Source organism: Chengkuizengella axinellae, assembly GCF_030730905.1.
Taxonomy (GTDB): Bacteria; Bacillota; Bacilli; order Paenibacillales; family KCTC-33759; genus Chengkuizengella; species Chengkuizengella axinellae.
The window spans coordinates 123,111-139,083 of record NZ_JAVAMP010000010.1 but is presented as its reverse complement, the minus strand read 5'-3'; the positions used below and the strand labels follow the sequence as shown (position 1 = coordinate 139,083).

General features: G+C 34.8%; 15 protein-coding genes. 2 read left to right on the top strand and 13 right to left on the bottom strand.

All coding sequences use genetic code 11. The features are described from left to right. Nucleotides 1-26 precede the first annotated feature (26 nt). From uvrA to ftsE, 8 genes are all read right to left on the bottom strand, one after another. Nucleotides 27-2,909: an excinuclease ABC subunit UvrA gene (gene uvrA / locus Q5Y73_RS17615; protein WP_305993224.1), complete on the bottom strand. Its 2,883-nt coding sequence runs from the start codon at nucleotides 2,907-2,909 to the stop codon at nucleotides 27-29. Nucleotides 2,910-2,924: 15 nt separating this feature from the next. Further along, nucleotides 2,925-4,922, bottom strand: a complete 1,998-nt coding sequence (gene uvrB, locus Q5Y73_RS17610; RefSeq protein WP_305993223.1) for an excinuclease ABC subunit UvrB — start codon at nucleotides 4,920-4,922, stop codon at nucleotides 2,925-2,927. Nucleotides 4,923-5,252: 330 nt separating this feature from the next. Continuing rightward, nucleotides 5,253-6,545, bottom strand: a complete 1,293-nt coding sequence (locus Q5Y73_RS17605) for a PDZ domain-containing protein (RefSeq protein ID WP_305993222.1) — start codon at nucleotides 6,543-6,545, stop codon at nucleotides 5,253-5,255. Nucleotides 6,546-6,605: 60 nt separating this feature from the next. Beyond that, nucleotides 6,606-7,778: a S41 family peptidase gene (locus Q5Y73_RS17600; RefSeq protein WP_305993221.1), complete on the bottom strand. Its 1,173-nt coding sequence runs from the start codon at nucleotides 7,776-7,778 to the stop codon at nucleotides 6,606-6,608. 151 nt (nucleotides 7,779-7,929) lie between these two features. Then, the gene (locus Q5Y73_RS17595; protein ID WP_305993220.1) at nucleotides 7,930-9,390 is read right to left on the bottom strand and encodes a S41 family peptidase; all 1,461 of its coding nucleotides are present in this window, start codon (nucleotides 9,388-9,390) and stop codon (nucleotides 7,930-7,932) included. Nucleotides 9,391-9,455: 65 nt separating this feature from the next. After that, nucleotides 9,456-10,652 carry a murein hydrolase activator EnvC family protein gene (locus Q5Y73_RS17590; protein ID WP_305993219.1) on the bottom strand — a complete coding sequence of 399 codons (1,197 nt, stop codon included), beginning with the start codon at nucleotides 10,650-10,652 and terminating at the stop codon, nucleotides 9,456-9,458. A gap of 25 nt (nucleotides 10,653-10,677) precedes the next feature. Next, the gene (locus Q5Y73_RS17585) at nucleotides 10,678-11,751 is read right to left on the bottom strand and encodes a permease-like cell division protein FtsX (protein WP_305993218.1); all 1,074 of its coding nucleotides are present in this window, start codon (nucleotides 11,749-11,751) and stop codon (nucleotides 10,678-10,680) included. Next, complete coding sequence (gene ftsE / locus Q5Y73_RS17580) at nucleotides 11,741-12,427, bottom strand: cell division ATP-binding protein FtsE (protein ID WP_305993217.1); 687 nt, start codon at nucleotides 12,425-12,427, stop codon at nucleotides 11,741-11,743. Before ftsE ends, Q5Y73_RS17585 begins: the two co-directional genes overlap by 11 nt. A gap of 728 nt (nucleotides 12,428-13,155) precedes the next feature. On the opposite strand from ftsE, the gene Q5Y73_RS17575 reads away from it, so the two are divergent. Together Q5Y73_RS17575 and Q5Y73_RS17570 are read left to right on the top strand one after the other, a co-directional pair. After that, a complete protein-coding gene (locus Q5Y73_RS17575) occupies nucleotides 13,156-13,338 on the top strand; it encodes a hypothetical protein (protein ID WP_305993216.1) in 183 nt (60 codons plus the stop codon). Between the two features lie 188 nt (nucleotides 13,339-13,526). Beyond that, nucleotides 13,527-13,706 (top strand): hypothetical protein, encoded by a 180-nt coding sequence (locus tag Q5Y73_RS17570; RefSeq protein ID WP_305993215.1) that lies wholly within the window; start codon nucleotides 13,527-13,529, stop codon nucleotides 13,704-13,706. A 73-nt stretch (nucleotides 13,707-13,779) separates the two neighbouring features. On the opposite strand, the gene Q5Y73_RS17565 is transcribed toward Q5Y73_RS17570, so the two are convergent. From Q5Y73_RS17565 to Q5Y73_RS17545, 5 genes are all read right to left on the bottom strand, one after another. After that, a complete protein-coding gene (locus tag Q5Y73_RS17565) occupies nucleotides 13,780-14,256 on the bottom strand; it encodes a hypothetical protein (protein ID WP_305993214.1) in 477 nt (158 codons plus the stop codon). 103 nt (nucleotides 14,257-14,359) lie between these two features. After that, the gene (locus tag Q5Y73_RS17560) at nucleotides 14,360-14,725 is read right to left on the bottom strand and encodes an Imm3 family immunity protein (RefSeq protein WP_305993213.1); all 366 of its coding nucleotides are present in this window, start codon (nucleotides 14,723-14,725) and stop codon (nucleotides 14,360-14,362) included. A gap of 23 nt (nucleotides 14,726-14,748) precedes the next feature. Next, entirely contained in the window at nucleotides 14,749-14,928 is a 180-nt protein-coding gene (locus Q5Y73_RS17555; RefSeq protein WP_305993250.1) for a deaminase domain-containing protein, read from the bottom strand. A 313-nt stretch (nucleotides 14,929-15,241) separates the two neighbouring features. Beyond that, nucleotides 15,242-15,409 carry a hypothetical protein gene (locus Q5Y73_RS17550; protein WP_305993212.1) on the bottom strand — a complete coding sequence of 56 codons (168 nt, stop codon included), beginning with the start codon at nucleotides 15,407-15,409 and terminating at the stop codon, nucleotides 15,242-15,244. Nucleotides 15,410-15,455: 46 nt separating this feature from the next. After that, nucleotides 15,456-15,863: a hypothetical protein gene (locus Q5Y73_RS17545; RefSeq protein ID WP_442548609.1), complete on the bottom strand. Its 408-nt coding sequence runs from the start codon at nucleotides 15,861-15,863 to the stop codon at nucleotides 15,456-15,458. Between the last annotated feature and the right edge of the window lie 110 nt (nucleotides 15,864-15,973).

Here is a 15,973-nt window from a genome sequence, read left to right as displayed (position 1 = left end):
ATTGCTTAATCCACTTAAGAAAATGGCTAAACTACACTTTCACTAATACTTTCTTCTTTTTCTTTATTAACTGATCGTCCCGTATCTCTTTCCAAAATAGGTGCAAGGTACTTCCCTGTATAAGATTTTTTAACTCTAATAAGATCCTCGGGGGAGCCGGTTGCAATAATTTGACCTCCACCTTTACCACCTTCAGGTCCTAAATCAATAATATGATCGGCTGTTTTAATAACATCTAGATTGTGTTCGATAACCAACACACTATCCCCATTATCCACTAATCTGTGCAATACTTTCAATAAACGATCAATATCATGAACGTGCAATCCTGTTGTAGGTTCATCCAATATATAAAATGTTTTTCCGGTGCTGCGTCGATATAGTTCTGATGCTAGTTTTACCCTTTGTGCCTCTCCACCCGAAAGAGTCGTTGCAGGCTGACCTAAATCCATGTATCCTAAACCTACATCCAATAGGGTCTGTAGTTTACGTTCAATTCTCGGAATATTTTTGAAAAATTCACATGCATCCTCGATCGTCATATCCAAAATGTCCGATATATTTTTCCCTTTATACTTTACCTCTAACGTTTCACGATTGTATCGTTTCCCTTTACATATTTCACAAGGAACATATACGTCAGGTAAAAAGTGCATTTCGATTTTAATAATTCCGTCCCCACGGCAAGCTTCACATCGTCCACCTTTTACATTAAAGCTAAACCTTCCTTTTTTATAACCTCTTACCTTCGCTTCTGAAGTTGCTGCAAAAACATCTCTTATATCATCAAAAACACCTGTATAAGTTGCCGGATTGGACCTTGGTGTTCTTCCTATTGGAGATTGATTAATATCAACTACCTTTTCCACATGTTCCAAACCATTGATTTCTTTGAATTTACCTGGTCTGACCTTACTCGCTTTATGCAGCTCTCTTGCTAATGTTTTATATAAAATTTCGTTAATTAATGTGCTTTTTCCTGAACCTGAAACTCCAGTCACACAACTAAATACACCTAATGGGAATTTGGCATTTACATTTCTTAAGTTGTTTTCCTTTGCCCCATTGACTTCGATCCATTTTCCATTTGGTTTTCTTCTTTCTGCAGGGACAGGGATAAATTTTTTACCGCTTAAATACTGACCTGTTAAGGAATTTTCATCCTCCATCACTTCTTTTGGTGTCCCTTGTGAAACAATCTTTCCACCATGTATGCCCGCACCAGGACCAATATCAATAATATAGTCAGCTTCCTTCATTGTATCTTCATCATGTTCAACAACAACCAGTGTATTCCCAATATCACGCATATGCTGTAAGGTTTGAAGCAATCGATCATTGTCTCTTTGATGTAACCCGATACTTGGTTCATCTAAAATATACAAAACCCCCATCAAACTTGAACCGATTTGGGTTGCTAGACGTATTCTTTGCGCCTCACCACCAGATAATGTGCCTGCTGCTCTGCTTAAAGTTAAATAATCCAATCCTACATTGTTCAGAAAACCTAACCTTGCTTTTATTTCCTTTAAAATCAATACAGCAATTTGCATTTCCTTTTCCGTTAAAGTTAAGGAATCAAAAAATTCATAAGCTTCACTTATAGAAAGGTTCGTAGCATAACCAATGTTTTTCTCGTTAATTGTTACAGCCAAACTTTCTTGCTTTAATCGCTGCCCTTTACACTTATTACAGTGTTTAGCACTCATAAACCCTTCAATATGATCCCGAATTCCATTTGAAGCTGTATCTCTGTATCTTCGTTCTAAGTTATTAATAATCCCTTCAAAAGGAACTAATGCATCTCGTCTTTTTCCAAATTCATTCTCATAAACAAATCTAACTTTCTCCTCACCTGTTCCGTATAACAAAGTATTCATTTGCTCCTCTGAAAGCTCTGAAACAGGTACATCCATTGGAATGTCAAAATGCTCACAAACCGCAGCTAAAAATTGGGGGTAATAGTTAGAAGTACTTCCCGCCCAAGCTTCGAATGCACCATCACTTACGGATTTATCTTTATTCGGAACTAATAAGTCAGGATCTACAATCATTTTCAATCCTAATCCATCACATTCAACACATGCACCATATGGACTATTGAAAGAAAACATACGTGGAGATAATTCCTCTAAACTGAATCCGCATTCTGGACATGCCAACTTTGAGTTAAACATCAGTTCTTCTTGACCAATGACATCAATTATGATCTGTCCTTCAGATAATTTTAATGCAGTTTCAATGGAGTCTGCCAATCTGGTTTGAATTTGATCTTTAATTACAATACGGTCGATGACAACCTCAATGTGATGTTTTTTATTTTTCTCTAACTTAATCGTTTCAGATAAATCCCTAATCTCTCCATCTACTCTTACGCGTACATATCCTTGTTTTCGAATGTCCTCCAACAATTTGACATGCTCCCCCTTGCGACCTGAAACAAGAGGAGCTAAAATTTGCAACTTTGTTTTGTGAGGATATTCAAGAATCCGATCCACCATCTGCTCGACGGTTTGCGAGGTTATCTCAATTCCATGTTTGGGACAGTGGGGTCTACCAACACGTGCATACAACAAGCGAAGATAATCACTAATCTCAGTTACAGTCCCTACTGTAGATCTAGGATTTCGACTTGTTGTTTTTTGATCAATAGAAATAGCTGGTGATAATCCCTCAATGGAGTCTACATCGGGTTTATCCATTTGACCAAGAAACTGTCTTGCATACGCAGACAAAGATTCAACATATCTTCTTTGTCCTTCGGCATATATTGTATCAAAAGCCAACGAGGATTTTCCTGATCCACTTAAACCAGTTAGTACAACGAAGCTATCTCTAGGAATTGATACATCTATATTTTTCAAATTGTGAGCACGAGCTCCTTTAATTACGATCTGATCCTTTGACATTATTAACGCTCCTTCTTAATCCTGTGCTTTTAATTCCAATACAGCATCACGAAGCTCTGCTGCTCTTTCAAATTGCAGGTTTTTAGCGGCTTCCTTCATTTCAGACTCCAATCGTTCAACTAATGCTTTACGATCTTTTTTGGACATCTTGCCTGCATGTTTATCTATTCCGTAATCCGCTTTCTGTTCTGCTACTTTACTTGCTTCAATTACATCTCTGATTTTTTTACGAATCGTTTTAGGTGTAATGCCATGTTTTTCGTTATAAGCAATTTGGATTTCGCGTCTACGCTCCGTCTCTTTCATGGCTTTGTCCATGGAATCCGTAATTTTATCTCCATACATGATGACTGAACCTTCTGAATTCCGTGCCGCTCTTCCTATCGTTTGAATTAATGAACGCTCAGACCTTAAAAACCCTTCCTTATCTGCATCCAAAATTGTAACTAACGAAACCTCTGGCAAATCCAAACCTTCTCTTAATAAATTAATCCCTATCAAAACATCAAACGTTCCTAAACGTAGGTCTCTTATAATTTGCATCCGTTCCAACGTTTTAATGTCGGAATGCAAATAACGGACTTTTATGCCGATTTCTTTTAAATAATCTGTTAGATCCTCAGACATTTTTTTCGTTAAAGTTGTGACTAAAATTCTTTCATCCTTCTCTATTCTTTCCTGAATCTCGTTTATAAGATCATCCACTTGTCCCTTAGTAGGTCTTACTTCAATTTTTGGATCAATCAATCCTGTTGGACGTATGATCTGTTCTACCATTTCTGGTGTATGTTCTAATTCATAAGGACCTGGTGTTGCTGAAACATGTATGATCTGACTTATTTTCTTTTCAAACTCTTCAAACTGCAATGGACGGTTATCCAGTGCAGAAGGCAAACGGAAACCATGATCTACTAACATGTTTTTCCTTGCTCTGTCCCCATTATACATACCTCTTATTTGTGGCAATGTCACATGAGACTCATCTACAACAATCAACATATCTTCAGGAAAATAATCGAACAAAGTATATGGAGTGGCTCCTCTTTCTCTAAAGGTGAGTGGGCCAGAGTAGTTTTCAATACCAGAGCAAAACCCCATCTCTGCCATCATTTCAATATCATATCTAGTCCGCTGTTCTAAACGCTGGGCTTCTAGCAGCTTCCCTTGTGAACGAAATTCCTCTAGTCTTTCCTCCAACTCTTGTTCTATATTTTTTAATGCCACTTTCATCGTATCTTCGTGTGTCACAAAGTGAGAAGCTGGAAATATAGCAATATGCTGTCGGTCTGCAACGATTTCACCTGTTAATACATCAATCTCCGTAATTTTTTCTATCTCATCTCCGAACATTTCTACTCTCATAGCGTGTTCAAATCCAGATGCAGGAAAAATCTCTACAACATCACCTCGAACACGAAAGGTACCCCGAGTAAAATTAATATCATTTCTTTGGTATTGGATATCCACTAACCTATGCAAAATCTCATCTCTAGACCGTTCCATACCAACACGCAAATCCAATACTAGGTTGCGGTATTCCATTGGGGAACCCAAACCATAAATACAAGAAACACTGGCAACGATAATGACATCTCTTCGCTCAAACAAGGAGCTTGTTGCAGAATGCCGCAGCTGATCAATCTCATCATTAATGCTTGAATCTTTTTCTATATATGTGTCTGAAGCTGGCATATAAGCTTCAGGTTGATAATAATCATAGTAACTCACAAAATAATCCACTGAGTTATTAGGGAAAAATTCTTTGAATTCACTACAAAGCTGGGCTGCAAGTGTCTTATTATGTGCAATCACAAGTGTTGGTCGATTCAATTTGGAAATCGTCTGTGCAATCGTGAACGTTTTCCCTGTTCCCGTCGCCCCTAATAAGGTTTGATGTTTTTTTCCTGCTTTAATCCCTTCGACCAAACTTTCAATGGCTTTCGGTTGATCACCTTGTGGTGAATATTCAGAAATCAGCTCAAACTTTTTATCACTTTGTACAATGTCACTCATGTAGACACCTGCCTAATATAAATTAATAGGAATACTTGTTCCCATCTCATATTATACCTTGAAAATAGTGTTGATGCAAATTTCAAAACTGTGGAAATTCATCTTTACATTTACATATAATTTTAATATAACATTTAATTACGTCAACTACTGTCGTAATTAAATGAACATACCCAAAAACTATAACAAAATGCAAATCACGGGTATATTTTTCTTACGATAACAACAATAAAAATGTACAGCATCCTACCTAGTATATATGAAAAGAAAATAGACTGCACAGCAAAAAACCTTCGACAAATAATCAAAGGTTTTTAACAAAGATTCCTTCTAAACATCAACATTATTTTTTGAATGCTGTTCCACTTTAAATATTCCAGACAGCTTCATTCTCACATAAGACCAAATTGGCTTCTCATGAAGCTCCATATAGTACATCGCCTTCTCATCTGGTGCTATAATTAAGCCTAGTTGATGATGTTCCCCCGAAAATAATGGGCACTTTACAAATTTACTCTGACCATCAAGATTAATAATTTCTAATTTACAATAAGCAGGATTCATGCGAATTGCTTGGTGGAGCTCTTCCTTCGTATGAACTTCCAACCCATTCACCTTATGGATCTTCTCCCCTGTTTCTACACCCATTTTTTCCGCAGGGCTATTTGGGAGAATACCAAGTATATATAATCCACTCTCATCATGAACATAGATAGGAGTTTGATTAATCTCTTGCTTTTTACTGTAATAAACAATGCCTTCATGAAAGATGATACAAAACAGTACAGCTGAAAAAGTAAGAATCGGCAAATAATTGGCAGCAATTGCTAGTCCTAAAAGGACAATGCTGTAAATCAACAGCCATTTTGCACTCCACTTGACCTTTTCGACTGGAAGTTTAACTCGAGTCATTTCTGAAAATCCTATGACAATTGGAAATGCAATCATCATCCACCCACCTGCTAGCATGTCGCTGCTTAGAATTGGGTTCCAAGGCAATATTACACTGGATGAAGTTGTCGGGATTAATAAAAACAGTGGAACAGGCCAAAAACCTTGAAAATGATAACCCCCTACAATCTTTCCACGTTTTCCTTTAATAAATAACGGTGTAGAGGATTTCACTCCATTTATGTAATATAAAAAAGCTTCTAACATATGCACTATTGCAACTAAACTTAGTAATGAAGGTACATTTACATCTTTTATAACTTGAATAATCCAAGTATTTTCCAACGGTCCCAAAAACGGAAACGAGACAATGAGTACGTGCAATATGCCCAAAATTCCAACAGAGTATGAAAAACATAAAAATCGAACTCTAAATAAAATCAATATCAATGAAATTATCCAAAGAATGATCAATACCTCAAATGAGATGCTTACGCCTAAAAAAATCATAAATACTGAACAAACAAACCCACCAAGCAATCCCCAACCTAAGGTTTTCCAAGTTTCATTCAAAAGAGAATGCAATTTAGTGTGGAATAGTTTTCTTTCTAAATAAATTTGTCTTCTATATTGAAAGATCACAAACAATATACCTAAATAATAAAAGGGCTGAAGGAACAACACCTTTAAAGCTTGTACTAATTCCAACGATAATTGTATTATGAATTCCATTGCTTTAATCTCCTTGAACTTGATTTGGAAGAAAATTCACCGATCCGTCTATAAAAAAGTTTAACTTTGCTTTAATATTTCTACTGCTTTTTGTAATTGTAAATCACTATGATTAGATTCTAAAGAATTAGTTGCGAAAAATAAAGGTTGTTCCACCAAAATATCAGGTTCTATTCCTTTTTCATGAATAACTCTCCCAGCTGGAGTTAACCATCTTTCAGTTGTGATTTTCAACTGACTACCATCTTCTCCTGCTGTAAGAAAGGTTTTTTGTACAGTTCCTTTCCCAAAGGTATTTTCACCAACAATGATCCCATCGGCAGAATCTTTAATTGCTCCTGCTAATATTTCAGATGCACTAGCACTACCATGATTCGTTAAAACAACTATTGGATAAGGTTTACCGTTCCCATCAGAAAAAAATTGCTTTCGATTTCCTTCTTTGTCTTCAACTTGGACAATCAACTTTCCATTTTCTAGCAATGGGTTTAAAACATCAACCACACTGTTTAACAGTCCTCCAGGATTGCTGCGAACATCTATTATAAGTGACTGCATTCCTTCATCCTCTAATTCCCTCAAACCCTCATGAAAATGTTGTGCAGTATATTGTGAAAATTGATCAATTTTCATTTTACCAATATTTCCTTCAAGCATTTCCAAATGAACGGTTTCAACTTCAAGGTTATTACGTACTACAGTGATTTTTAGAGGTTCTGTTACTCCTGGTCTAATAATTTCTAAATTAGCATGCGTTCCTTTAGGACCTCTTAATTTTAAAACTGCTTCCTTTAATGAAAGTCCTTCTAAACTTTCTCCATTCACAGAAATGATTTGATCTCTAGCTTGAATTCCGGCTTGTTCTGAGGGTGAATTTTTAACAGGGGATATAACAGTAACTCGATTCTCTTCCATAGCAATCTCTGTACCTATTCCTGACGAAAATCTATAATTCAACTCATCCATTTGCTTCATATGCTCTGCATCATAATAAACAGTGTAAGGGTCTTCTAGCCAATCTACCATACCCCTTATGGCTGCATCAAGCATTTTAGTTTTATCAACTTGATTATAATGCTCTTCTTCAATCATTCCAATTACAGAAGATATTTTTTTTAATTCTACATTCGTAAAGCCAGTAGTGTTCATATTTACAACTGTAAATGTAAATACGGAACCAATCATCATCGAAAGTGTAACTATCATTATAACAGTACGACCTCTAAAAAACATAAGCTCACCTACCTATCATTAATACTTTTTGTTTTCCATAAATATTTAGTTGACAGGTTGATTATGATCACACTGAAAAAAAATAGGAAGATTGAGTATTTCTGACCCAACCCTCCTACAATCATTTCGACATAAGAATAATTAAATCCTGCTAACTTCCACTTAAAACCTTTATTGCCTTTTGTAGTTGATAATCATTTTCAGGATCATTAAATTTAGCAATAATTTGTTTTTCAATTTCGTTTGCAGTCAGCTCATCTACTTTGCCTGTTACCGATAAACCGTTTTCTGCTTGGAAGTTTTTCAATGCCGCTTCTGTTTTCACATCAAAAAATCCATCACTTCTTTCAGGGTTGAACCCTAAACTTTCAAGCATGATCTGTAATGTTTTCACATTTTCTCCAACAGACTCAAGAGATAAAACTTCATCCTTTCGTAACGGAGCCACAGTATAAAAAGCTGGTTGTTCTACGATATAATCTGGCTCAATACCTACTTCATTAATGAAATTTCCATTTGGTGTCAGCCATTTAGCAATGGTTACTTTCAACTCACTGCCATCATTCACTCCACTAGGAAATGTATTTTGTACTGTTCCTTTTCCAAAAGTATTTTCACCGACGATTATCCCATCTGCTGACTCTCGGATAGCACCCGCTAAAATTTCAGAAGCACTTGCACTTCCGTTATTTGTTAAAACGACTATGGAGTATGGTTTTCCTCCTTGCTTAGATCGAGTCTCTTGTCTATTCCCTTGGCGATCCTCAACTTGTACAATGATTTTTCCTTCTTCAAGCAAAGGATCCAATAATTCTATTGCTGTATCCAAAAACCCACCTGGATTGTTTCTAACATCAATAATTAATGACTGTAAACCTTCACTCTCCAATTGAGTTAGATCCTCATGGAACCGATCTGATGTATGCTGAGAAAACTGCTTGATTTCTATGTATCCTATATTTCCTTCAAGCATTTCAGATTGAATCGTTTCAATATCTATCTGATCACGTACAACGATAATTTCTATCGTTTCGTTAAATCCTGATCTAAGAATTTCTAACTTTGCTTGCGTTCCTTTTGGACCCCTGATTTTTAAAACAGCATCATTTAGTGTCAAACCTTCCAAACTTTCTCCATTTACAGAGATAATTTGATCTTTTGCTCGAATACCTGCTTGTTCAGCTGGGGAGTCTTTAATTGGTGAAACCACTGTTACTCTATTATCTTCCATCGTTACTTCCGCACCAATACCAGTAATAGAAGAATTCACAGCTTCTCTGAACATTTTGGATTGCTCTGCATCATAATATACAGTATATGGATCATCTAGTGAAGCGAGCATACCACGTATCGCACCATCTATAATTTCTGTTTTATCCATTTCCTTGTAATAATCGTTTCCGATAATCCCAAACACTGTAGACATTTTCTTTAGATCCGTTTCTGTAAAACCGAAGGTATCCTTTGTCTCTTCTTTCATGGTTTCTTGTTCTGTTTCGTCTTGTTCTGCAAATATGGAAGTGCTCCAATTTACAATTGTAATAGAAAGCACTGCTCCAATTATCATGGAAAGTATAATTAATATTGTAACCGTACTTCGTTTTAAAACCATTGACTCACCTACCTAACTATGGATCTTGAAGCTCATCTTTGTATTATATGTCAAGTCCAATTCTTTTAATACAAACTAACATAATCATTTGGTTCTACACGAGTACCATCCTTGCGCACTTCAAAATGCAAGTGATTACCTGTAGATCTACCTGTTGTTCCTACTTCTCCAATTTTATCTCCTTGACTTACGTTCTGACCCTTAGTTACATTAATCTGCTTCATATGTCCGTATAGGGTAGTTATCCCACTTCCATGATCTATTACCACTGCATTTCCATAGGAATAATAATATTCTGCCACGATCACAACACCATCACCAGATGCTAAAATATTCGTTCCACCTGGTGCCGCAATATCTACCCCAGTATGGCTTGAGGTTTTTCCTGTAAACGGATCTGTTCTCGTACCGAATTTAGAAGTAATACGATAATTCCCATCTTGTGGGAGTGGATATGCCAAGTTTCCGTTGAATTTTAAGTTTTTTGATAATAGCTTTTGTCTTTCCGCGATTAATTTGTTCATTAATTCTTCTGATTCTTTGTCAATTTCATCTGCTTCATGAACTACTTCTTCTTGATTCTTTTTTTCCTCATTAAAAGTAGAAATAGCTACTGCTTTATCTTTTTCTTGTTGTGTGAGATCCAATCGTTTCTGTTCTAATTCTTCAAAGTCCTCATTCAACAACGCAATCGTTGCTTCAATGCTCGCTTTCTTCTCTTCAATGATTGCTTGATCATGTTTTCTTTCCTCTAATAAGACTTTATCATTACTTAAAATTGTGTTTAAAGCTTCGAATCGTTCTAAAAAGTCTGTGAAACTAGTTGCACTTAACATCACATCTAAGTATGAAACAGAACCATTTGTGTACATGATGTATAGTCTGGACTGAAGTAACTCATTGCGATCAATTACACGTTGTATCGCATCATCCAGCTCTTCTTTCGTGACATCAAGTTCTTCAAATGTTTGATTTATTTTACCTTCTAATTCTGCTATCTCTTGATTCTTTTTCTCTATTTCAAGTTCAAGTTGATGTATCTCTTGCTCAGTAGAAGCTATTTTAGTTTCATAATTTCTTATTATACCGATAGCAATCTGTTTATCCTTTTGTGCTTGTTGTCGTTTAGCTTTTGCCTCATTTATTTGGGCATTTATTTGCTCTATATTTCCTGAATCGTCAGCTTGTCCTTGGTCTGGTAACAAAATAGAAGTTAATATAAATAGAGATAATAAAAAAACAACAAAAACCTTCTTTAACACCGGCTCCACCTCGTCAACAAATATATTATACTTTCAAATGTTTTCTAATAGATAATAGACTTCCAAAAACACCTATCACAATACCGATTGCAAACAATACCATCAGTATTTGTGGCGTCGCTTCATTCACAGGAATCATTTTAATACCTAAGATACCTAACTGGAGCTCACTTCTTTGCTCTAAGCCGGAGTATCCAAAGTAAAGAATCGCGCTTGGAATGAATGAACCAATAACTCCAATAACAGCCCCTTCAATGAAAAACGGCCAACGAATAAACTGATTGGTTGCACCTACTAGCTTCATAATTTCTACTTCACTACTTCTTGACATAATCGTCAGCTTAATCGTATTCGCAATTAAAAACATCGCTGTAAATACTAATCCAATAACAATAATAAATCCAATGAGTCTGATCGTATTGGTAATTGTAAGTAATTTTTCTACATATCCCTGACCATATTTTACACTCTCTATCACTGGAATTTCAGTGTCTTGTGTTAATGGCTCTTCTGTAATTGATTCTTCATCTGTTGCAGTTCCTTCTGTTGTACTTTCTTCCGGTGTTTGTTCTTCTGCTGTATTCTCTCCATCTGTAGTGGTTGACTCGTCTGATTGATCCACTTCATCTGATATCGCTCGTTCAATCGTTATAAATTCATTTTCAAACAAACTTTCAATTTTTTCAGCAGCTGTTTTCACTTCTCTAGGTTGATAAACTTCAACCACAAAGGAATCTGGGAGTGGATTTTCTTCCCCATCATAACCTTCCAAAGGATCTCCAATTCTTTCTCTAAGATCTGCCATACCTTGCTCTTTTGTTATGTGTGTAACTCTCTTAATTTCATCAATCGTAGCAATCTTATTTTTAATTGAAAGAATTTCATCTTGAGGTACTTCTGTATGTAGAAAAACCTTTACTTCAACTTGACTCTCAAGATCATTTAAGAACTCATCTACATTTGAGGTTAGTAATAAAAATACACCTAATATAAAAAGAGGAATCGCAATAGAACTAATGGATGCAAATGACATCCACGCATTACGAATAACGTTTTTGAACCCTTCACGAAAGTGTCTACCGATTGTGCTAAACTTCATATCCGTATTCACCTCGTTCTTGGTCTCTTACAATAACTCCATCTTCTATAGCAATCACTCGTTTTCTCATTTTGTTTACAATTTCTTTGTTGTGTGTAGCCATGATGATCGTTGTTCCCCTAAAATTAATTTCCTCTAAGAGCTCCATGATGCCCCAAGATGTTTCTGGATCTAAATTCCCTGTTGGTTCATCTGCAATAATCAAAGAAGGGTTGTTTACTATTGCTCTAGCTATCGCAACTCTTTGTTGCTCACCACCAGACAATTGTGAGGGATACGCATTTGCTTTACCCTTTAATCGAACTAAACTTAATACTTCATTGGTCCGTTTTCTGATTACTTTTTTGGGTTCTTCTATCACTTCCATCGCAAATGCGACATTTTCTGCAACTGTGAGCTTTGGAAGCAAACGGAAATCTTGAAATATAACACCGATATTTCTTCTTACATATGGAATTTTTCTTTGCTTCAGTTTTCCAATATTAAAACCATTTACGACAATTTGTCCTTTTGTGGGTTTTTCTTCTCGATAGATTAATTTCATAAATGTGGATTTACCAGCGCCTGATGGACCTACTATGTATACAAATTCATTTTGATCGACAACCAAGTTAATGCCTTTTAAGGCATCGTTGCCATCTGGATATTTTTTGAAAACACCCTGCATCTCTATCACTTTATCACTTCCCGATTCTTGGTAGTCTTAGAGGTTGTTCAAAAAGTCCCTTCTGAACACGCACTTCAATTATATAATTCGACAAAAACTAAAAAAATCCTTGAAATATAAAGCCTGCTCAAAAAAAAATCTCTCAGAGAAAGGGTGTTTGTTTCCGGTCACTCTTAAAATCGTAAATAAGCGTTAAATCAAGGTATATTTGCGATTTTAAGCACGAACGACATATTCTATTAACTATTTATTTCCTCTGTAAAAGGGATTTGAACAAATTCTATATCAAAAAACAGCTTTTTTTTACATTATACCATCAAATACGTCAATTTAAGTAGTTTTTTCCACATAAAATTTACTATTTTTTAGAGGAAATAAATAAGTTGGCTTTTTGTTCAAAAATTATATCAAGAATATTTGTCCACATCGCATCAAAACTGAAATTGAAAGATGTTATTGAGTGTTTGGCAACTACTTTTTATCCCATATGAATCGATTGAAACTAAACACAGAGCTGCTTTTTTAGAAGAGAAGTAACTAGTTGTCTTTATTTCTTATTAAGAGAACATCAAACGAATTAGTAAGAATGATTGTAAACGAAACATTGGATACTGTATGGAAATAAAACCTAACATTTTATGTGATTTTAATGTTTGACTAACCTTTCTTTAATATAAGGGGCGTATGCTATTCAAACACAAAACATTTCCATATAAACGGAATAGGAGGAAATTAAAATGGCATTTAAAAAATTAGTATCTACCGTTGCATTATCATCTTATTTAATGGGGGTTTCTGCGGTTGGGGGATTTGACCTATCTGAAATTACAAAACCAATTCCTTCTAACTCAGAGGAAATCCATCAGGCAAATGAACAGTTAGAGGAAAACGAGAGGAAAAAGAATAACAAAAAGGGATAGAATAGATGGGGATTTTATAAATACTGCACCCAATTGTTGGAATGTGACTATCCATTGGGTGTGGTACAAATTATCGAACGATGTTTTTCCTAGTTACTTTTACTCCAATTGAATAATCAAATCATAAAAAGAGTTATGTTAAAATAATCTATAATAAATTCAATTTTTTTACAATGGAGTTGGTTTAAATGTTTTGGCTTTGGGTCATTGGGTCTATTATAGCTTTATTACTTTTTGCTCTCCTGATCGATCTTAAACGTAAAAAAAATAATAATTTATATCAAAGAGGCATTAATCCACATAGTAAAGAAGGAGAAAGCTCTAATTATGTAATGGGTCAAGATCAAGATCATAGTGGAGGAGGTTAGTTACAGGTGCAGCATTAAAAATGACAACCTATTTTTTGATAAATGATCATATCTATCACACATCTTTATCAGCTTAAATATTTTTAATAAACTCCCATGACAAACCTAAGTATTTATACTTTATTTTTATTGTTCCAATAGGTTCATGATGAATAATTCTAATCCCATAACTAGTCGGTTCATTTTTATGTATAGCTTCGTATATGCTATCTGTAGGATAAATTACATGTTCTTCAAAGTTGCTTACAAACACAACATTATATTCAGGTTCATCCTTTATTTGCACTATCTTTCCAGAATAACTTATACCTAATTCTGCTGACTTCGTTACATTTGTTCCATTTACGAACACATCTATAATTTCAACGGATGTTAGACCATCATTTTGAATGTTTACTGTTACTGTTGTATTGTCATCATTAGATGAATTTTCCGTCCAAGAGAGAGGTGGATGATTTAAAAGATATAAATATCCCTCTACTAAGAAAGAAGATATTATGACACCTATTAAGATTAATATTTTTTTATTTGTTTTTATTGCCTGGGTCATTGGTGATAGCTCCTAAAGAATTTATCATTGTTAAAATAATCAAACTTACTAACTCTAGTTAATCATACTAATAAACAATTTACATCTAGATTCACTTTATTTATCAATCTCTCATTTCAGCATTTGGATTATAATCAATTTCGACTTTATCTAAACCCTCTAATACTTTCTCCATCCTTCTACATAAATTTGCAACTTCTTCAAGTGTTAATTCACCCTTCGCTTTGTCATGGTTAAAACTACTTATATTCTTTCTAATCCTATTAAGAGTATTAACAAACACTTTTTTATGGGTTATTAATATCTCTCCAATTGCTGTATCCACAATAAAATCCTCTATCTCTCCTAAATTATTAAACTCATCAACAAGTCTAGCTACTGCATGCTTATATCCTCTTCCTTCATTTATAAAATCAATATAGGCCTCATTAATTACATTAATTAATTCATTATAGTCCCAATTTTCCATACATGCTTTCCCCTTATAATATATTATGGTTTAATTCTCTCACCGTTATTATGGATAACTTCGATTTCTATATTTGAATATTTTTCTGCAAACTCTGATATTACATTATTGCAACTCGCACATGTATCTAGCTCTGTAAATAACTTAATACTTCCAGAATCTTCTGTATTATCTCCTAATCTAGAAGCAATGTCATTTAAGATTTTATACTGGTTCTAAAATCAATAATCAGAAAATAACCCTTTCAAGAGCCAGTTGACTCTAAAAAGGGTTATTCATTTTCTGTTGGCAACTATTTCTTGTATGATTTCTTTTCATTGCAAGAAAAATGAAGAATTAGAGAAAGAGAATCGATTCTTAAAAAAGGCGGCAGCATTCTTTGCGAAGGAAAGCGACAATTAATATATGAGTTTATCCAAAAGCATGCCTCTGAATTTGGTGTAAGATGGCTATTGCAACGATTTCAGTTATCTCCTAATGCATGTTACAATTTCTTAAAGCAAAGAAAAAAAAACTTCAACGTAAACAAGCTGTGCTAGACTGTATATTTCCACCTGTCATTTGATTCGTATTAACATGATGTGGCAATATATAATTTACTTTTTGACTCAGTTGGTTTCCATTGTTGTCATAATAGTAAGCCGTTGTTTTTTTAATGATTTCCTGCTGATTAGCATCATACATCTTTTCACTAAGCTTTAATAATTCATTGCTCGCTGAATAAAAGTACTCACTTTTCTTTAAGATTTTCTCCGCTTGTCGGTTCTATATATCCACTTGATTGTTCAGAGGTGTATGTCACCTGCATCGATTTACGGTTTCCAGCATTGTCATATGCATATACCGTTGTTTTACCTGGTGCCTCAACATTTATAATTCTACCTACTTCATCATAAGTATAAAATGTTGTCCCGAAATCATCTGTCTTAGATATCCATCTTCCAGCTGCATCATAAGTGTATTGGTAACTTGAAAGAACCGTTCCGTCAGACTTTCTATTTGTTAGTGTTTGTATACGATTATTTTTATCATACGTATATTCTTCTCTTACACCACCGTCATACTCAATCGCTTCTCTGTTTCCATTAACATCATAAGAATAGGTTGTTGTCTGTCCGTTAAATGTGGCAGACTTCATTCGATTGGAAAGATCATATCCATAAGTAGTTGTAAATCCAGTTTGATCGGTAACTGATGTTATATTCCCTACCTCATCATAAGTGTATATCAGTTGGATTTGCTAGTGTA